At 48.2% G+C, this 18,949-nt stretch carries 17 protein-coding genes; 9 read left to right on the top strand and 8 right to left on the bottom strand.

All coding sequences use genetic code 11. The annotated features are described in order from the left end of the window. Window positions 1-79: 79 nt before the first annotated feature. The gene (locus tag CAP50_RS08775; RefSeq protein ID WP_083608561.1) at window positions 80-757 is read left to right on the top strand and encodes a response regulator transcription factor; all 678 of its coding nucleotides are present in this window, start codon (window positions 80-82) and stop codon (window positions 755-757) included. Between the two features lie 91 nt (window positions 758-848). Here the strand turns inward: CAP50_RS08775 and CAP50_RS08770 are convergent, their stop codons facing one another. From CAP50_RS08770 to CAP50_RS08745, 6 genes are all read right to left on the bottom strand, one after another. Beyond that, a complete protein-coding gene (locus CAP50_RS08770) occupies window positions 849-1,643 on the bottom strand; it encodes an ABC transporter ATP-binding protein (protein ID WP_100749770.1) in 795 nt (264 codons plus the stop codon). Between the two features lie 66 nt (window positions 1,644-1,709). Then, entirely contained in the window at window positions 1,710-2,609 is a 900-nt protein-coding gene (locus tag CAP50_RS08765) for an ABC transporter permease (protein ID WP_075101629.1), read from the bottom strand. 296 nt (window positions 2,610-2,905) lie between these two features. Beyond that, window positions 2,906-3,943 (bottom strand): ABC transporter substrate-binding protein, encoded by a 1,038-nt coding sequence (locus CAP50_RS08760; protein WP_075101628.1) that lies wholly within the window; start codon window positions 3,941-3,943, stop codon window positions 2,906-2,908. Between the two features lie 108 nt (window positions 3,944-4,051). Next, window positions 4,052-5,095: an ABC transporter substrate-binding protein gene (locus tag CAP50_RS08755; protein ID WP_075101627.1), complete on the bottom strand. Its 1,044-nt coding sequence runs from the start codon at window positions 5,093-5,095 to the stop codon at window positions 4,052-4,054. Window positions 5,096-5,397: 302 nt separating this feature from the next. Beyond that, window positions 5,398-7,467 (bottom strand): methionine--tRNA ligase, encoded by a 2,070-nt coding sequence (gene metG, locus CAP50_RS08750; protein ID WP_198411613.1) that lies wholly within the window; start codon window positions 7,465-7,467, stop codon window positions 5,398-5,400. Window positions 7,468-7,797: 330 nt separating this feature from the next. After that, complete coding sequence (locus CAP50_RS08745; protein ID WP_075101626.1) at window positions 7,798-9,213, bottom strand: GntP family permease; 1,416 nt, start codon at window positions 9,211-9,213, stop codon at window positions 7,798-7,800. A 356-nt stretch (window positions 9,214-9,569) separates the two neighbouring features. Between CAP50_RS08745 and CAP50_RS08740 the strand changes: the two genes are divergently transcribed. From CAP50_RS08740 to dcd, 8 genes are all read left to right on the top strand, one after another. Next, a complete protein-coding gene (locus CAP50_RS08740) occupies window positions 9,570-10,283 on the top strand; it encodes a CoA transferase subunit A (protein WP_075101625.1) in 714 nt (237 codons plus the stop codon). Window positions 10,284-10,458: 175 nt separating this feature from the next. After that, window positions 10,459-11,088: a CoA transferase subunit B gene (locus CAP50_RS08735; RefSeq protein WP_075101624.1), complete on the top strand. Its 630-nt coding sequence runs from the start codon at window positions 10,459-10,461 to the stop codon at window positions 11,086-11,088. 50 nt (window positions 11,089-11,138) lie between these two features. After that, entirely contained in the window at window positions 11,139-11,939 is an 801-nt protein-coding gene (locus tag CAP50_RS08730; RefSeq protein ID WP_100749769.1) for a 3-hydroxybutyrate dehydrogenase, read from the top strand. Window positions 11,940-12,198: 259 nt separating this feature from the next. Beyond that, the gene (gene mgtE, locus CAP50_RS08725; RefSeq protein WP_100749768.1) at window positions 12,199-13,551 is read left to right on the top strand and encodes a magnesium transporter; all 1,353 of its coding nucleotides are present in this window, start codon (window positions 12,199-12,201) and stop codon (window positions 13,549-13,551) included. A 195-nt stretch (window positions 13,552-13,746) separates the two neighbouring features. Further along, a complete protein-coding gene (apbC, locus tag CAP50_RS08720; RefSeq protein WP_075101724.1) occupies window positions 13,747-14,979 on the top strand; it encodes an iron-sulfur cluster carrier protein ApbC in 1,233 nt (410 codons plus the stop codon). 94 nt (window positions 14,980-15,073) lie between these two features. Continuing rightward, the gene (locus CAP50_RS08715; protein ID WP_153045438.1) at window positions 15,074-15,499 is read left to right on the top strand and encodes a hypothetical protein; all 426 of its coding nucleotides are present in this window, start codon (window positions 15,074-15,076) and stop codon (window positions 15,497-15,499) included. A 23-nt stretch (window positions 15,500-15,522) separates the two neighbouring features. Beyond that, the gene (locus CAP50_RS08710) at window positions 15,523-16,644 is read left to right on the top strand and encodes a DUF2804 domain-containing protein (RefSeq protein WP_075101620.1); all 1,122 of its coding nucleotides are present in this window, start codon (window positions 15,523-15,525) and stop codon (window positions 16,642-16,644) included. A gap of 276 nt (window positions 16,645-16,920) precedes the next feature. After that, a complete protein-coding gene (gene dcd, locus CAP50_RS08705) occupies window positions 16,921-17,496 on the top strand; it encodes a dCTP deaminase (protein ID WP_075101619.1) in 576 nt (191 codons plus the stop codon). Window positions 17,497-17,648: 152 nt separating this feature from the next. On the opposite strand, the gene CAP50_RS08700 is transcribed toward dcd, so the two are convergent. Both CAP50_RS08700 and CAP50_RS08695 read right to left on the bottom strand, forming a co-directional pair. Beyond that, window positions 17,649-18,074 carry a ClpXP protease specificity-enhancing factor gene (locus tag CAP50_RS08700; RefSeq protein ID WP_075101618.1) on the bottom strand — a complete coding sequence of 142 codons (426 nt, stop codon included), beginning with the start codon at window positions 18,072-18,074 and terminating at the stop codon, window positions 17,649-17,651. A 190-nt stretch (window positions 18,075-18,264) separates the two neighbouring features. Next, entirely contained in the window at window positions 18,265-18,879 is a 615-nt protein-coding gene (locus CAP50_RS08695; RefSeq protein WP_075101617.1) for a glutathione S-transferase N-terminal domain-containing protein, read from the bottom strand. Window positions 18,880-18,949 lie beyond the last annotated feature (70 nt).

Genomic DNA, 18,949 nt, shown 5'->3' with positions numbered 1-18,949 from the left:
TGCATGCCTTCGATGCTGCGCAACCTATATTTAAAAACACCATCATTTATCATCACTCAATTGGGCCAAAAAGGTTTATATGATTTTCTCCCCTTTGACACACATCTCTGAGCAGGGTCAAGATACGCCTATGATGTCATCTGACCACGTACCAAAAACCAGCGCTGAGCCCCTTGTCGTTCATATCATCGATGATGAAGAAAGCGTGCGCCTCTCTTGTGAGTTTTTACTTGGGAGTTTGGGGGTGCAAGCGCAAGGATGGCCGAGTGCGTTAGCGTTTTTGCAGCAGGTAGATATCTATCGTCCCGCTGTCATCATCAGTGATTTGATGATGCCGGAGATGAGCGGGCAGGCGCTACAGGAGTATCTGAATACTCATGATAGCCCTATGGCGCTCATCGCTTTGACAGGTAATGGCGAGATTGCTGATGCGGTAAATATGCTCAAACAGGGCGCAGCCGACTATTTAGAAAAACCCATAGGCAGTCAGCGTCTACAGCAAGCGTTGGCACAGGCGCAAGCATTAACCATCAAGCGTGCCAAACTGTACGAGATTCGCAAGCTGTATGCTCAGCTGACGGATAAAGAAAAGCTGGTAGCCGATGAGCTGCTACAAGGTAATATCAATAAAGTCATCGCCGACCACTTAGATATTGCCGTGCGCACAGTCGAGGTGCACCGCTCACAAGTGATGAAAAAGATGCAAGCGCAGCATGTCAGTGAATTGATTCAAAAGCTGGTGCTGCTTGACGCTTAGGGCATGTCCTTACTGGTGACTCATTTTGCGGTCTACTTACCAGCTATCGAGGACCTATTTTTAAATAAGCACTGTGCATAACATCAATGACTTAGCTTAAAATCAGGCTATCATCTTCGACCTTTTCACCACGGGTTTGCTCGAACATATCGAGCAGGTCATGGACGGTCATGCCGCGACGAGTGTCTCCTGCGACATCTAAGACCACTTGGCCTTGATGTAGCATCACCGTGCGCGTGCCGTGCGCCAGCGCCTGCTGCATAGAGTGGGTGACCATCATCGTCGTAAGGCTGTTGTCTGTGACGATCTTATCAGTCAGCTCCAAGACAAACGCTGCTGTCTTCGGGTCAAGCGCGGCCGTGTGCTCATCTAGCAATAAGATTTTGGAAGGCTGGAGCGAGGCCATCAGGAGGCTAACTGCCTGACGTTGCCCGCCTGATAGCAATCCCATGCGGTCAGTTAAGCGGTTTTCTAATCCCAGTTTGAGTACGGACAGCTTTTCGCGAAACAAATCACGGTTATTTTGGTTTAAGGCAAAGCTCAACCCACGCTTGCCGCCGCGTTTGTACGCCAGTGCCATGTTTTCTTCGATGGTGAGTGCCTCGCAGGTGCCCGCCATCGGGTCTTGAAACACGCGAGCGACCCAGTGCGCGCGCTGATGCGCGGTTTTTTTGGTGACATCAATACCATTGAGTAAGATTGAGCCACTATCGACACGTGTGGTACCACTGACAGCATTCAAAAACGTGGATTTACCGGCACCATTGGTACCAATCACCGTCACAAACTCACCATCAGCAATGTTGAGATTGATGCCGCGTAGCGCCGGATTTTCGATAGGCGTGCCTGGGTTAAAGGTTAACCGCAAATCTGTGGCTTGCATCATAGTCGTTATTCCTTATTGTCACTTTAAGACAGTCACTTCAAGCTTATATTGCTACTTTACCCACTATTAAGCGCGAGCCTTACGAGATAAAAACTTGGTTTTGGCTTTTGGTAGTACCAGTGCCAGTACCACCAGTAGGGCGGTGATTAGGTTTAAATCCTGCGGACCAAAGCCGATGCTACGTAGTGTATCGCTCGATAGCGCCACCTGAATAAACAGCTTATATAGTACCGCCCCGACGATAACAGCAAAGGTAATCAGCCAGATACGCTTGGCAGGAATGATGGTCTCACCGATGATGACGGCTGCTAGACCAATGACAATGGTACCGATACCGATAGAGATGTCCGCGCCGCCTTGTGTTTGTACAAACAAAGCACCTGCCAGTGCGATTAGACCATTGGATATGGCCATACCGATGATGGTCATCCATGAGGTGTTGATACCTTGGGCTTGTGCCATCCGTAGGTTGGAGCCTGTGGCGCGCATCGACAAGCCAGTTTCAGTGTTATAAAACCAATCTAAAAACAGCTTGGCCAGTAAGATCACCACCCCAATGATCAAGCAGCGCATCCAATAGCCGTTGCCATCGGTTACCAAGCTGCTAAATACAGTGGTCTCACCAAGGAGCGGTAAGTTTGGCGCACCCATGATGCGCAAGTTGACAGAATATAGCGCGACCATCACCAAGATACTGGCAAGTAGCTGCAAGATACCCAGCTTGACGTGGAGCCATGCCGTGACGATACCTGCGACTGATCCTGCGAGCATACCAAACGCGCAAGCTAGCCATGGGTTGATACCAGCGACGATAGAGATACCAGCGACAGCGCCGCCGAGCGGAAAACTGCCATCAGCCGTCAGATCAGGAAAGTCGAGCGTACGAAATGAGATCAGGACGCCAAGTGCAACAAGGCCATAAATCAGACCGCTTTCAAGCGCACCAAAAAAAGCAATTAAAGACATAAGAGATCAGTAAGTCATAACCAAGTGTCCGGCGCGTGAGAGTCACATAAATGCGCGGCGATTGCCACACTCATATAAACGCCAAACAGCTAAGCGGTGAATTTAACAGATTAAACAATCTGCGGTTAGGGTAAACCAAAACATATCACGATGAATAACGATCATAAGCTACCTTGGTTTTAATTATATAGCCCCATCGGACAAAACCAACGACAGACAGCCATGAATAGCGCTGTCTGTTTGGTGGTTTTGCTGATAGATAGACGCTGCTATGTGACGTCAAAGATAAAAGGCCGTTATTCTATCACTTCTTTGGCGTTATCGATAACCGCTTGTGACAAAGTAATGCCTTCTTCAGTCGCATGTTTTGGACTGACATACAAATCTAGCGCTTGCGGCGTATAGACAGGGATAGCGCCGGCTTTTTCACCATTTAAGATACGCACAACGATTTTGCCAGTTTCGCGGCCAAGATCGTAGTAGTTGACGCCCAACGCCGCCACCGCACCGCGCTCGACTGAGCTGGTGTCTGAGGCAATCAGTGGGATCTTACTTTCTTTGGCGATTTGGTATAGCGACTCATAAGCCGACACCACGTTGTTATCGGTTGAGGTGTAAATCATATCCACCTTACCCTCAAGACTGCGGGCGGCCATGGCGATGTCGTTACTACGCTGTGCTGGCGCTTCATGCACATTGATACCAAGTGGCGTCAGCTTTTCTTTTAGGTTTTTTAGGATGATGGTTGAGTTGACTTCACCTGGGCTATAGACGTAACCGACGTTTTTTAGGTCTGGGATGATCTGACGCATCAGCTCGATTTGCGGCTCATAGGGTAGCGCATCTGATGCGCCAGTGACGTTGGTGCCTGAGCCATCAAGTTTCGGTACTAGCTTGGCGGCGACAGGGTCAGTCACAGCCGAAAACACCATCGGAATGGTGCTGGTCGCTGCCGCAACAGACTGAGCGGATGGGGTGGCAATCGCGACGATAGCGTCTGGCTCATCCGCGACGAACTGCTTGGCGATCTGTCCGGCTGTTGCCGTATTGCCTTGTGCGCTTTGAAAGTTAACCGTTAGGTTTTCACCGTCTTTAAAACCTGCTTCATCGAGCTCGTCGATCACGCCTTTACGTACGTCATCTAAGGCAGGATGCTCGACAATGGCGGTAATGGCGACCGTTTTCATTTGCGTGGCGGTACTGTCTGTCGCACCGTCAGTACTGTTGGTGTCTTGGGCTGTCTGATTACAGCCAGTTAAGATCGCAGTACAAACGCTGCCTAATAACAGCGCCTTACTGAAGTTGAAATGACCAAAACGGTTTTGATAAAACATAGCTCTCACTCCTGAAAATAATAATGTGTCCGTACATTATTTAATAAATGGGTAAAGGATAACGTCAGTTGACTGTGTCATACAATTACTGCATCACACGCCCTATGACTACTGCGCAGTGGCTTGTGCTTTTTTGTCGATATTGATGGCGTTTTTTAGCAAATCCTCACTCAAGCTGACGCCTTGCTCAGCGGCATGCTTTGGACTGGCGTACAAGGTTAAGGTGTTCATGACCTCAGGCTTGATGGCACTCACGGTTTCACCATTTAGCACGCGATAGACCATCTTGCCTGTGGTACGACCAAAATCATAATCATTGACCCCAAGTGCGGCGGTCGCGCCGCGTCGTACGCTAAACTCGTCCGAGGCAATCACCGGAATATCCAGCTCGTTGGCTGCGCCTGCCATGGCTTCAAAGGCGGATACCACGTTGTTGTCAAGCGAGGTATAAATGACATCGGCACGACCTGAGAGGCTGCGCGTTGCCATGGCGACATCGGTTGGGCGATTGGCCGTGACATCTAAGATAGTAAGGCCATAATTTGGCGCGGCTTTTTTGAGCTGATCGAGCACCACCACAGAGTTGACTTCACCTGGGCTATAGACATAGCCGATGGTTTTGGCATCGGGGACGATTTTTTTGATATTGTCCAGTTGCGGCTCGATAGGCAGCTCACTTGATAGGCCAGTGACATTTGACTGGATAGGCACATCATTGGCATCGATGAGTTTCGCCGCCACAGGGTCTGAGATGGCGGTATAAATCACAGGGACGGTTTTGGTAGAGGCCACCACTGACTGTGCCGAGGGCGTCGATATGGCGACGATGGCATCAGGGTTGTCGCCGGCAAACTGTTTGGCGATTTGCCCTGCGGTGGCAGTATTACCCTGCGCACTTTGGAAGTTTACTGTGAGGTTTTGACCTTCGATGTAGCCATTATCAGCCAGCTCATCAATGATACCGCGGCGCATCTCATCTAGCGATGGATGTTCGACGATCTGGGTGATGGCCAAGGTCTTGGCAGGTTTGTCGGCATCAGTACCAGCGCTATCGGCGGCGGTGTCGGTGGCGTCTGAGCAGCCCAGTAGTCCAAGGGCCGCGCTCATGGCGGCACCATATAGGCTAAAGCGTAAAGTAGTAGCAAAGGTCATGTTATTCTGGCTCGTCGGTTAAAGAAGTGCAGGTTACCCGAGTCAATATTATGTACATGCTGAGATAACGGGCGAACATAAAAGTAATCAATCCATGATTATTACGTCCATATTATGACAGTAATGTAAGTTATCGCAATAAAAAATTAAGGCGAGTTCGTCATGAGTCATCTCGCCAAATATATTGACAATGGGGTTTCTCAGCTTTTATCGGCAAAAACGCAAAAAAGACGTCACTTGGACGTCTTTTTTGAAACAAAAAAATCATAAAGGTACAAAGAGCATGACGCTCAAAACCGACTTTACGCTAACGTATCGCCAATCACGCAGTCATCTGGCAAGGTGACGACCGTAAGCCCTGTCTTTGGATGACCGGTTGAGAGTACCATGCCTTCTGAGACACCAAACTTCATCTTGCGCGGCGCCAGATTGGTGACGCAGATCACCTTTTTATCCAATAACTGCTCAGGCTCATAAAATTTACGAATACCGCTAAACACATTGCGCGGAGACTCTTCGCCGACATCTAGGGTAAATTGCAATAGTTTGTCCGCGCCTTCGACATGGTTGCACGCGACCACGTGCGCCACTTTCATCTCAACCTTGGCAAAATCCTCGATACCGATATAGTCGTCTGACTCGCTTGCGTTGTCTGCGGCAGAAGCCGGCTGATCAACCGCTGGCGTCTCACTCTGGGTTAGCGATGCTTTGGAGTCTTCAATCATGGCGGTGACGTCTTTTTCTTCGATACGCTGCATGAGTGGCTTGAATTTATTGATTTTATGACCCAGTAGCCACTCATTGCGGCTGGCAAAGCTTAAGTCTTCAATATTCAAAAACGTTTTGGCATTGGCGGTCAGCTCAGGCAATACTGGCGCCAAATAAACCATGAGCTGACGGAAGATGTTGATCGCCACCGAGCAGACGTCTTGCACCTCTTGTTCAGTACCTTCTTGCTTGGCAAGTGACCATGGTTTTTTGCCATCGATATATTCGTTGGCCTTGTCCGCACACTGCATGATAAGGCGCATGGCACGGGAGAACTCGCGGTTTTCATAAGCGGCGGCAATCTCATCGCCCGTTTTGGTGATGTCTTCTAATAACTCAGGCTCAGCGCAGGCCTCTGAGAGCATCCCGTCGTATTTTTTGACGATAAAACCGGCGCTGCGACTGGCGATATTGACCACTTTACCCACCAAGTCAGAGTTGACCTTTTGCATAAAGTCTTCTAAATCAAGGTTGATGTCCTCGACCTTGTCCGACAGCTTGCTGGCGAAGTAATAACGCAAATACTCTGGGTGCAAGTGCTCGGCATAAGTCTCAGCTTTGATAAAGGTGCCGCGTGACTTACTCATTTTTTCGCCATTGACCATTAAGAAACCATGGGCAAAAACGCCCGTTGGCGTGCGGAATTCACTACCGGCTAGCATGGCAGGCCAAAATAGCGCATGGAAATACACGATGTCTTTACCGATGAAGTGATACACCTCGGTTTTATGCTCATTTTCCTGTGCCCAGTAGCGGTCAAAGTCCAATTCGTTTTCGGTTCCCTCTCGCTTATCACAGAGGTTTTTAAAGCTGGCCATGTAGCCCACTGGTGCATCGAGCCATACATAAAAGTATTTGTCTGGCTCATCGCTTGGCGTATCAGGTATCTGAAAACCAAAATACGGCGCATCGCGCGAGATGTCCCAACTGGTGAGACCCGCTTCAAACCATTCTTGCAGCTTATTGGCGACCGAGACTTGCAAACGCTCATCACTGCGGGTCCAGTCTTTTAAAAACTGCTCAAATTCTGGCAAATCAAAGAAATAATGCTTTGAGGTTTTGAGTACCGGCGTGGCATCCGACAACGTCGAATAAGGGTTTTTTAGCTCGGTGGCATCATAGGTGGTGCCGCAGACTTCACAGTTATCACCATATTGGTCTGGGCTAGCGCATTCTGGGCACTCTCCCTTGACAAATCGATCGGCCAAAAACAATTGTTTTTCGGGGTCAAACAATTGCTCGACATCCTTTGTGCTGATGTGGCCGGCGTTATTTAGACGACGATAAATCAGCTCAGAAAACTGTTTGTTTTCTTCTGAGTGGGTGCTGTGGTAGTTGTCAAATTCAATCAAAAACTTCGCAAAGTCTGCTTCGTGTGAGGCTTTGACCGAGGCGATTTGCTCTTCTGGCGTGACGCCATTGGCTTCTGCTTTGAGCATGATGGCTGTACCGTGCGCGTCATCGGCACAGACATAAGTGACCTGATGGCCTTGCGCCTTCATGGCACGTACCCAGATGTCTGTCTGAATGTATTCTACAAGGTGCCCCAAATGGATGTAGCCATTGGCGTAGGGCAGCGCACTGGTTACTAAAATCTCACGCACTTTTATCACCTATATTTTTGTATAAATGGGTTGATTATCAAACGTCACACGCTGTTTATAAAGGTATGATGATGACGTTATCAAGGCTAAAAACTTCTAAAATAAGCAAAAGTCTAAAAAGTGTGCCTATGATACCGTAATTCGGCCAAATTTGTGATATTCCTTAGTAATTAACGCTAAGTGATGGCTGAATCTTTATAAAAAACCAGCATCGCTTTGACATAAAAAACCCACCGAGCGCAGGCTAAGTGGGTGGTATTCGTGGTTATCATCAATCGAAAATAAAACGACTGTAGAGTGAGGTGCGCTAAGGCTAGGCGAGCGGTGCGATCAAAAAGAACCAAACATCGTCCCTAAGATGATGATAGCGACCACTGCGACCAGCGGAATCACGATGGTGACCATGGCTAGGTTGAGATACGACTGCTTATGAGTCAAGCCACAAATCGCCAGCAAGGTGATGACCGCGCCACTGTGCGGCAAGGTATCCAGACCGCCTGCTGCCATGACCGCCACACGGTGCATCAGCTCAGGGTCGATACCAGCATTGACTGCCATTCTAAGATAGTCTTCACCCAAGGTTGAGAGAGCGATACTCAAGCCACCAGACGAGGAGCCAGTGATACCTGCCAAGGTCGTCATCGCCACCGCTTCTGAAATCAAAGGATTGTCAGGGTTTAGGTTTAAGATGCTATCACGAATGATAAGAAAGCCTGCGAGTGAGGCAATCACCGCGCCGTAACCCACTTCCGACGCCGTGTTAAAAATCGGCAACATCGAGTCGTAAGTACCACGGTTGATGGTTTTTTGTAGATTATTCCAATGACCGATACGCAGCACAATTAAAACCGTACAAGCAACGACCAATGAGATGATAATTGACCAAAGGCCAAGCGAGCCTGCGATATTGAGATCAGGGAACTGCGCTTGTAAGGCGCTAAATTCCATTGACGGAAAGATGAAATAGGTCAGAACGGCGTTTAGAGCAATAACCAATACCAATGGAATCATAGCGACGGTAAATGAGGTGTGGTGCGTACTGAGGGTTTCGGTTTCTTTTTTAACCGCACCAACACCGCCCACATCTGTTTCGTCATGCTGACCATAGCCTTCACCTGCGGCATTGGCTTTTTTGGCGCGTGTCTGTAGCCATAGCCAGCCGCAGACAAACATAATGGTACCGCCGATGATACCCAGTATCGGTGCGGCAAAAACATTGGTATTGTAGTATGGGATTGGGATGGCGTTTTGAATGGCTGGCGTGCCTGGTAGCGCTGTCATGGTAAAGGTAAAGGAGCCAAGCGCAATCGCCGCTGGAATCAAGCGCTTGGGTACATCTGCAGCCTTAAATAAATCCTTGGCGATTGGATAAATGGCAAAGGCCACAACAAACAACGACACACCGCCGTAGGTCAAGATAGCGCAGACTAAGATGACGGCGAGAATGGCTTTGCTGGCACCGAGTTTTTCGACCACAGTATTGGCGATCGCTGTCGCCGCGCCTGAGTCTGCCATCAAGCGCCCAAATAGCGCACCTAGCAAAAATATGGGGAAAAACTTAAGCAAAAACCCACTTAACGCGCCCATAAACACATCGGTATAAGCCGGAATACTGCTAAGAAAGTCGCCCGACAGTAATACGGCCAGCGTCGCCATAATCGGTGCTAATATCAGCACTGAATAACCGCGATAAGCAAAGAACATCAATAATAATAATGTAATGACAATAGCAAATGTGCTAAACATAATCGCCCTCCTTGGCAAAGTTCAATCAGCGAGTATGCAGGGCATGTTTATCGGGGTCAATAAAATTAATCAAAATATGTGATTTTCGATTTTTTATCAAACATTAATCTAGAATAATATGATATTGACTTACCTCATACCCCGCCACTGTGCTGTCTCGTTCGTTCTTAGTGTTATTGTCTTCTCGCTACGAGATTTATATGTTAAGTTAGCATAAGTATTTGATATATGATATATCGATATAAAGTGTATTAATATAAATTTAAAACAGTCAATACGCTATTGATTGGCACAGTAAATAAATCATGATAGATAATGGACGTTAATAACAAAAACAGACTTGCAAGGAGATAAGCATGAGTCGCTCAAAAGTATACAGTAGTGCCGAAGAGGCGCTAAAAGGTGTGGTAAGTGATGGACAAACACTTGCTATCGGCGGTTTTGGTCTGTGCGGTATTCCTGAAGCGTTAATCGAAGCGCTACGTGATAGCGGTGTCAAAGATTTGACTTGTATCAGTAATAACGCCGGTGTCGATGACTTTGGCTTAGGATTACTACTACAAACCCGTCAAATTAAGAAAATGATTTCGTCTTACGTCGGTGAAAACAAAGAGTTTGAGCGTCAATACTTGGCCGGCGAGTTAGAGGTTGAGCTGACGCCGCAAGGCACCTTGGCCGAAAAACTGCGCTCAGGCGGTGCAGGCATTCCTGCATTTTATACCGCCACAGGCGTTGGTACGTTGGTCGCTGAAGGCAAAGAAACCCGTGAGTTTGACGGCCGTACGTATGTGCTAGAGCATTCACTGCGCGCCGATGTGGCATTGATTAAAGCGCAAAAAGCAGATAAGGCAGGCAATTTAATCTTTAATAAGACCGCTCGTAACTTCAACCCAGATTGCGCGATGGCAGGCAAAGTGACCATCGTCGAGGTCGAAGAAATCGTCGAGACAGGCGCTCTTGACCCTGATGACGTGCATCTACCTGGTATCTTTGTGCAGCGTATTGTCTTAAATAATAACCCCGAAAAACGTATCGAAAAAACCACCACGAAAGCCGCTGAGAGTGCTTAGTTAGTGGTTTTATCCGAACCTTTCAAAGATGACGTTAATAATAGAATATTGTAATACCACTTCTAAAAATTGAGCAGCAAGTAAGATAACTCTAAGTGCTACATTTTGTAGACTAAGCGAGTTTGATGCCGCTAATCATATTTCTTGGAGTGATTATAAAAATAAGGAAATCACCATGGCATGGACAAGAGAGCAGATGGCACAGCGTGCCGCACAAGAGTTGCAAGACGGCTATTATGTAAATTTGGGCATCGGACTACCGACCCTCGTGGCCAACTACATTCCTGATGATGTGGATGTTTGGCTACAGTCTGAAAATGGCTTATTAGGTATTGGCGAGTTTCCAACGGCGGAGAATGTCGATGCCGATTTAATTAATGCAGGCAAGCAAACGGTGACCGCAGAGCCGGGGGCCAGTTATTTTAGTAGCTCAGAGTCGTTTGCCATGATTCGTGGCGGTCATGTCAATCTGGCAATATTAGGCGCGATGGAAGTGTCAGAAAAAGGGGATTTGGCCAACTGGATGATTCCCAAAAAAATGGTCAAAGGCATGGGCGGGGCGATGGATTTGGTCGCAGGCGTACAGCGCGTGATTGTACTGATGGAGCAAGTCAACAAACACGGCGACCCAAAAATCCTTGCAGAATGCGCGCTACCCTTGACGGGCAAAGGCGTGGTCGATCGTATTATCACCGAGCTTGCAGTGTTAGACGTCACCCATGATGGCCTAAAGCTGGTGGAATTGGCAGAGGGTGTCAGCTTTGAGGAGCTACAAGAAAAAACGCCAGTGAGCATTGTGCAATAACGGCGGCCAACAAAGACTGAAAACAGCCAACTGATAAAGGATGATCGCATATGGCGACCCAATTACAACAAGATTTGACAGGCAAAGTGGCCTTAGTCACAGGCGCTGCAAGCGGTATCGGACGCGATATCGCCGAAACCTATGCCAAGGCAGGCGCTGCGGTTGGTATTGCTGATATCAATCTGGCCGCCGCCCAGCAAACGGTTGATGCCATCGAGTCAGCTGGTGGCCGTGCGCTGGCAATCGCCATGGATGTCACCGCAGAGCAAGCGGTGGGTGAGGGCGTGCAGCAGCTGGTAGATACGTTTGGTAGTATCGATATTCTCGTCTCCAATGCCGGTATTCAAATCATTGATCCTATCGATAAGATGGCGTTTGCGGACTGGAAAAAAATGCTCGCCATTCATTTGGATGGGGCGTTTTTGACCACCAAAGCGGCCACGCAGCACATGTATAAAGATGACAAAGGCGGTACGATCATCTATATGGGTTCGGTGCACTCGCACGAAGCATCGCTATATAAAGCGCCGTATGTCACTGCCAAACATGGACTCCTAGGGCTGTGCCGTGTGTTGGCAAAAGAAGGCGCGCCTCATAATGTCCGCGCGCATGTGATCTGCCCTGGGTTTGTCAAAACCCCACTGGTCGAAAAACAAATCCCCGAACAAGCCGCCGAAAAAGGCATCAGTGAAGAGTTAGTGGTGAATGACATTATGCTGGTCAATACCGTCGATAAAGCGTTCACCACAGTCGATGATATTGCCCAGCTGGCTTTGTTTTTAGCGGCATTCCCAAGCAATGTCTTTACTGGGCAATCCATCGTCGCCAGCCATGGTTGGTTTATGAATTAATAAAATCCAAACTGAGCCAGTCGCGGGTTTATGGCGCTTTTATATAAATTGATACCATCCATGTTTGTTTGTGGTATCAACTTTGGCAACACTGACCGTGATTGTGATTTGCTGGCTATTTGAGGCGTTTGACCATCATCAGCTTGCTAATAAAAGACCAATCCATTAGGATTTGATTTTATGTTGACTTGAGCCAATTGTATTGGCTCTTTTTTATGAGCGCCTGTTGCCTGACTTCGCGCTGCACGGAGTGACAATGATGAATGAGAAAGATTTTGCAGAAACGTTTGCAGCCAAGTTAAGCGACGCTGTCGCACAGCAGCAAATTGATCAGTCGGTACAGCAGTTGCAAGACCTGCGACCTATCGATAGCGCTGACGTACTGGCATTAATGACGCCTACGCTTGCGTGGCCATTACTACAGCGTCTGCCCAATCGTGCGACAGTGTTTGCCTACTTAGCGCCTGATATTCAGGTTGCCATGGCGCAGGTGTTCCCGCGGGCAAGCCTAGCAAAGATTGTCGGCGAGATGCCCGCTGATGAGCGTACCGATTTATATAAGCGTCTCAATCAAGCGCAGCGTGATGCCCTGCTGCCAGCGTTGGCACAGGCAGAGCGCGAAGATATTCGCAGACTCTCCGCCTATGAAGAGCGTACCGCTGGGGCGCTGATGACCTCAGACTATGCGACCTTGAGCGCTCAGATGAGTGTCGCTGAGGCATTGGCCGCGCTACGCTTAGAGGCGCCGGATGCTGAGACCATTTATCATGCTTATGTCATCGATACGGCGCGCAAGCTGTTGGGTGTGGTGTCCTTGCGTGTATTGATTTTGGCATCGCCTGAGCAGCGTATCGCCGATCTGATGATGAGTAGCGTGGTGTCGTGTAATGTCCATGATGACCAAGAGGACGTCGCCAAAACCATCGCGCGTTATGATTTGATCGCCTTGCCCATTACCGATGAAAGTGGCGCTCTGGTCGGGATCGTCACTCATGATGATGCGATAGATGTGGTCAATGATGAAGCCACCGACGATTTTCATAAGTCGGGTGGTGTCTCGACCATGGTCGGTAAGCTAAAAGACGTCAGTATCCGTATGCTCTACCGCAAACGGGTGTTTTGGCTGGTGTTTTTGGTGTTTGGTAACTTACTATCTGGTTTGAGTATTGCAAATTTTGAAGAGGTGATTGCCGCCAATTTAGTGCTGGTGTTTTTTTTGCCGCTATTGGTCGATAGTGGTGGCAACGCCGGCTCGCAGTCTGCAACCTTGATGGTACGGGCGCTGGCCACGGGTGATGTGGTGATGCGCGATTGGTTTTCCTTGCTTGGCCGAGAGGCTTTGGTGGCATTGATGCTCGGTGCGACCATGGCGGTGACGATCTCTATCATCGGTTATATTCGCGGTGATGCCGTGGTGTCGCTGGTGCTGGCGCTTAGCATGATGTCGGTGGTGATGATTGGTTGTGTGATCGGCATGAGCTTACCATTTGTGCTGAACAAATTAGGCTTTGACCCTGCCGCCGCCAGTGCGCCTTTAATCACTTCAGTGTGTGATGCATCGGGGGTGCTGATCTATTTATTTATCGCCTCGAAGTTTTTGGCGATTAGTTGATTTGGTTTTTTCCATAGGTATCGTCGGCGCGCGTGTTCCCACTGGCATTGTGGTTTTTTTATAGCGTCAATTGAGCTACACTGTCGGATAATAAGGGTAGACAAAAAGCTGATGATGTATTATTGACCAGCGCGACGACGGTATTGCTCGAGTTGTCCTACCGGCCCACTTGCAAAATAGGTAGTCATGATAGCCATGTTTAATTTTATGAAAAAAAAGCCCAAAGCCGAAACACCGCAGCAGCGCGCCGAGCGTGATAGCGCGGTCGATAAAGTCTTGCTCGGCTATGAAGTCGGCACCGTTAGCATCGCCACGATGGTGACGGGACTTGAGCGCGACGGGCAAGTGCTCACTTTAGATTTGCGCTTACCCAAAGACAGTAACCCTGAACAGATACAACAGGAGCTGGGGCAACTGCTGCATCCGCATGGTATCAGAACCATTCATATGAATGTGCGCCTACCAGCCGATGCTAAAGGCGCCGGTGCAAGCTTGCCCAAAGCGCCGCCCAAATCGATGCCAAAGACGACAGATGCCATGGCCACTCACGCCAAACCTGCTACCCAAGCAGACCAAGAACCGACAAGCAGCGAGCCGCCGATTACTAAGGCTGCGCCGACGCAAGCATCGCTGGCAGCGCACCCACGTATTCGTCATATCATTGTGGTGGCCTCAGGCAAAGGCGGCGTCGGCAAATCAACGACGACAGTCAATATTGCTTTGGCATTACAAAAGCTTGGCAACCGTGTGGGCGTGCTAGATGCCGATATCTACGGCCCTAGTATGCCAACGATGCTGGGTGTGGCGGATATCAAGCCTGAGCTAGAAAACGAGCAGTTTGTGCCTGTCGAGGCGCACAGTATGGCCATGCTATCGATAGGTAGCTTGCTCGATAGTGACAACACTCCTGTCGCGTGGCGCGGCCCCAAGGCCACGGGCGCCCTGATGCAGCTATACAATCAAACCAACTGGCCACAATTGGACTATTTGGTGATTGATATGCCACCAGGTACAGGTGATATTCAGCTGACATTGGCGCAGCGTATTCCTGTCACAGGGGCGGTGATTGTGACAACACCGCAGCATGTGGCCTTGATGGATGCGCAAAAGGGCGTTGAGATGTTTCATAAAACCAATATCCCCGTACTGGGTGTGGTGGAAAACATGGCCTTGCATACTTGTAGTAACTGCAACCATACCGAGGCCATCTTTGGCAGCGGCGGCGGCGAGTTTATCGCAGAGCAGTATCAGGTGCCGCTACTAGGCCAGCTGCCACTTGCCAGTGGTATCCGCGCCCAAGTGGACAAAGGGGTGCCAAGCGTTTTGGCTGACGATGAGTTTGCCTCTTATTATTTGAGCATTGCCAAAAACATCGAAGCCAACATTGCAAAATTTGCCAAACCAGTCGATGATAAGCGGATTTTTTGATAGGTTTTGCGCGCTACTCGAATAATAGCAAGATAACCTAAGCGTATTTTTCCATTTTTTCCATAAAGAACGTGGTTTACAGCAAGGAAGTATGGTGAGCGTATCGATTTATCGGCGTTATTTGGACGATATTCCCAAGCAGTATGTGTTATTAAAATTGTTGCGCCCGCCGATATATGTGATCGAGCTTTCAAACAATCAAATAATTGCCGTTTGCTATAACAAAGATGGTAGTAGCAAACGGTATCAAATCAACGCCGAATTTAGCAATCGCCGCATGGTGATCGCTGACTTCAATAAGTTTTCAGCAGTGTTGGCTGAGTTATTAAAAAAATTTCCTCGGCACTTTTTATGGACGAGCGCGATAGCCGCTACCGATGTGACACAAACGCTGACAGATGGTTTGACCGATATAGAGATTAAGGTGATAAGAGAAGCCATTTGGGTGTCTGCAAGACAAGCAAAAAGAAGCGTCATAAGCACCACCGTTGGCTACCAGGGACGGGTAGTCTCACGATAAAATTTGGCTAGGATGCCGTAAACATGAACCAAAACCCCAGCCCTAACGCACAAAATCAGCCGCACTCATCTGTGAGTGCAAGACCAGTTATTGAACAGCTTATCCAAGAGGGACAGCCCTCTTTTGGGGTGTTTACGCAAGTCAAAAGCATCAATTATCTTGACTACCACAGTCATCTGATCTCGCAAAAGACGCTGCCAAACTGGCGAAAAGACCTCAAAGCCAATCAATTTTGCTTTATCCAAATTATCCAGCCGCCTTATCGCATCTGTTTGGCACTGGCGACCATCAAGCTTGCTACCAGTGCCTTTGTCTATCTTTATAACGATGAGACTGATGAGCTAGAGGTTTGTGAAGCTTTGCAGCCTTTGACGCGGCAGACGCAGCTAATAGGTGATTGCTATCAAGGGCGAATGGCATTTACCCATAATAAGCTGACCGTAACGTTGGATTTTACGCCTTCACAAATCGCAGTAGCATTGGATAGTAAACACATTACGCTTGATGCGACGCTACAGCGGCAAGCGCAGCCACTTGCGATCTGTACTCCAACGGGCAGGCGCGGCTGGACATACACGCAAAAAGAGCCACTGACAGCAATCATGGGACACATGCGTATCAAAGAAGCGTCAATACTTAATATCGCTGCGGTTACGGCTGGCAGCCAAACCAAGCAAATAGATTTTGATGCGTCTGCAATTGCCAATCTAGATTGGACGCTGGGCTATATGCGCCGCGAGACCAATTGGTTTTGGACATGTATCAATCACTATTTGCCCGATGGTCGCCATTTTTTATTAAACTTATCGATGGGTGTCAATGAAACGGGTATGAGCGAAAATGCCTGCTGGCTAGATGGGCAGATACATTATCTACCGCCTGTGATGTTTGTACGTAAGGACTTGCAGGCAGTTGTGCCAAGTACTTGGCGTGTTTATCATCAAAACCTTGGCTGGAGCAATGTCGATATTGATTTGACCTTTACGCCCATGACTGTCTATCAAAAAACCGATAACTTTGGCGTGGTGGCCAGTATTTTCGAGCAATGGCTTGGCTGGTATAGTGGAGAGATACGGCTGGGCGATACCGCCATCAGGCTCGATCATGTCATGGGATTGGCAGAAGACCATTTTGCCAAATGGTAGCCTAGAGGTCTTGCCTGCTTTTTATAAAGTTACTCGGTTGACTCGGGTGTTAAAAGTTTGGTTGTCAAGTAGTTTGGGTGTTAAGGGTTTGGCTGTTAAATGGTTTGCATGATAAATAGTGACAGCTCTATAAATTCAGCGCTCAATTCCGTATAATCACCGCTACCAATATACGAAGCGTGTCTCTTAGAGGGTGACAATCATGATAGCCTCTGGGTCATTGATGCGCTATCGTCAGCGCCCAACCCCTATATTATTATTTGCTAAGGAACAAAAATGTCTATCAAATCTGACCGCTGGATTCGCAAAATGGCCGAAGAACATGGCATGATTGAGCCATTTGAGGCGGGTCAAGTACGTTTCAACGATGCAGGCGAGCGTTTGGTCAGCTACGGCACATCAAGCTACGGATACGATGTACGCTGTGCCCCTGAGTTTAAAGTTTTTACCAATGTACACTCTGTGGTGGTCGATCCCAAAAACTTCGATGATAAAAGCTTTATCGATATTGTTGGTGATGAGTGCATCATTCCGCCCAACTCATTTGCGCTGGCGCGTACCGTTGAGTACTTTCGCATACCGCGCGATGTCCTGACTATTTGTCTTGGTAAGTCTACTTATGCACGCTGCGGCATCATCGTCAACGTCACGCCACTTGAGCCTGAATGGGAAGGGCACGTGACACTTGAGTTTAGTAATACCACCAATCTACCTGCGCGTATTTATGCGGGTGAAGGGGTTGCACAGATGCTGTTTTTCCAAAGCGATAGCGATGATGTATGTGAAACCAGCTATAAAGACCGCGGCGGCAAGTACCAAGGCCAACGCGGTGTCACGCTACCAAGAACGTAATTGGCAGCCGCTCAATTATCGCTGTTTGGCGATAGCTTAGGTCTTTAGCCTTATAGAGTAAAGTTATAGAGTGTTAAATAAGCAAAAAGCCAGTCATATGAACCATGACTGGCTTTTTTCGTGGGCTAAAACCAAGGTGTTGGAGATTTCTGTTACTTTAAGACTTTTAGACCCGCTTTGTTATCGCGTTTGGGTTTAGGCTTGTCAACCTTGGCCGTCGTGTGCTGCTCTTCTGGCACATAATTATCATACTCGTTTGGATCAAAAAACATGCCTTGCGAGTTTTCTTTGGCATAGATACCCATCACCGCCGTCAATGGCACCCAAATCTCTTGTGAGACGCCACCAAAACGAGCGCTGAACTGGATATAGTCATTGTCTATACGCATATTGCCTGTCGCACGGCTGGCAATATTGAGCACAATACGACCATCTTGCACATGTTCAGTTGGTACCTGGACGTTTTTGGCCGTCGCATCGACCATCAGATAGGGCGTCAGCGCATTGTCCTCTATCCATTGATAAAGGGCGCGTACCATATAAGGACGAGTTGGAGTGAGAGAAGTGGTATCGCTCATCTAATGATTTCCTATATTAAATATGGGGTATGAGATAAACGGTCATCTATGACAACAGTCTACTATTTTAAATAATACATTGTTTACAACAGACAAGTATGGCGGGACTGATTTTTGCGTCGTCACTGTCTGTTTGGTTTTTATTGTTTTTACATTTTTTATTTTAAGACAGACATCGAGCGTTGTCTAATTAGCGCACGCTTCTTTGAAAGCTCTCACGCTCAAAGATACGCTGCTGGTAGTCCAATAAAGGCCGACTGATCGCACGCGGTAGCGCTATGCCCATGTCTTCTAGTCGCCACAGTAAAGGCGCTAACAACACGTCACACCAGCCAAAGTCATCTGCCATAAAATAAGGCTTATGCGCAAACAAAGGCGCAAGCGTGATTAAAGAATCACTGAGCTGTTTTTTGGCAATGACAGCTTTCGCTTTATGAAAACTATCAGGATGTGTCAGTAGCTGCTTGCCGAGCACCAGCCAATCATGCTGGATGCGCCATGCCAATTGGCGAAACTGTGCGCGCTCTTGCGGGGCTTCAGGGAGCAGCTTATTGGTATGGTAGCGCTCTTCTAAGTATTCAAAAATCACGTTGATTTCATAAAGGGCAATATCACGCTGCTGCAACACAGGCAGGGTATGATAGGGGTTTAGCTCAGTCAAGTCCTCGGGGCGCTCAGAGTGCAAACGTGACAAATAATAGTCGAGCTTTTTTTCTTCAAGTAATAGGCGCACCACATGACTGTCGTAGCCGTCATCAGCATATAAGATTAGCTGACTACTTGGAATGTCGTTTGCATCAATCATGAAAGCTCAATGTTCATAGTAAAGGATGTCATCGTAAACAAAGTAGAGCCGATTATCAAGCCAGCGTACG

It is taken from the genome of Psychrobacter sp. L7, assembly GCF_002810365.1.
Classification (GTDB): domain Bacteria; phylum Pseudomonadota; class Gammaproteobacteria; order Pseudomonadales; family Moraxellaceae; genus Psychrobacter; species Psychrobacter celer.
The sequence above is the reverse complement of the archived record's forward strand: the minus strand, read 5'-3'. Positions and strand labels throughout refer to the sequence as shown.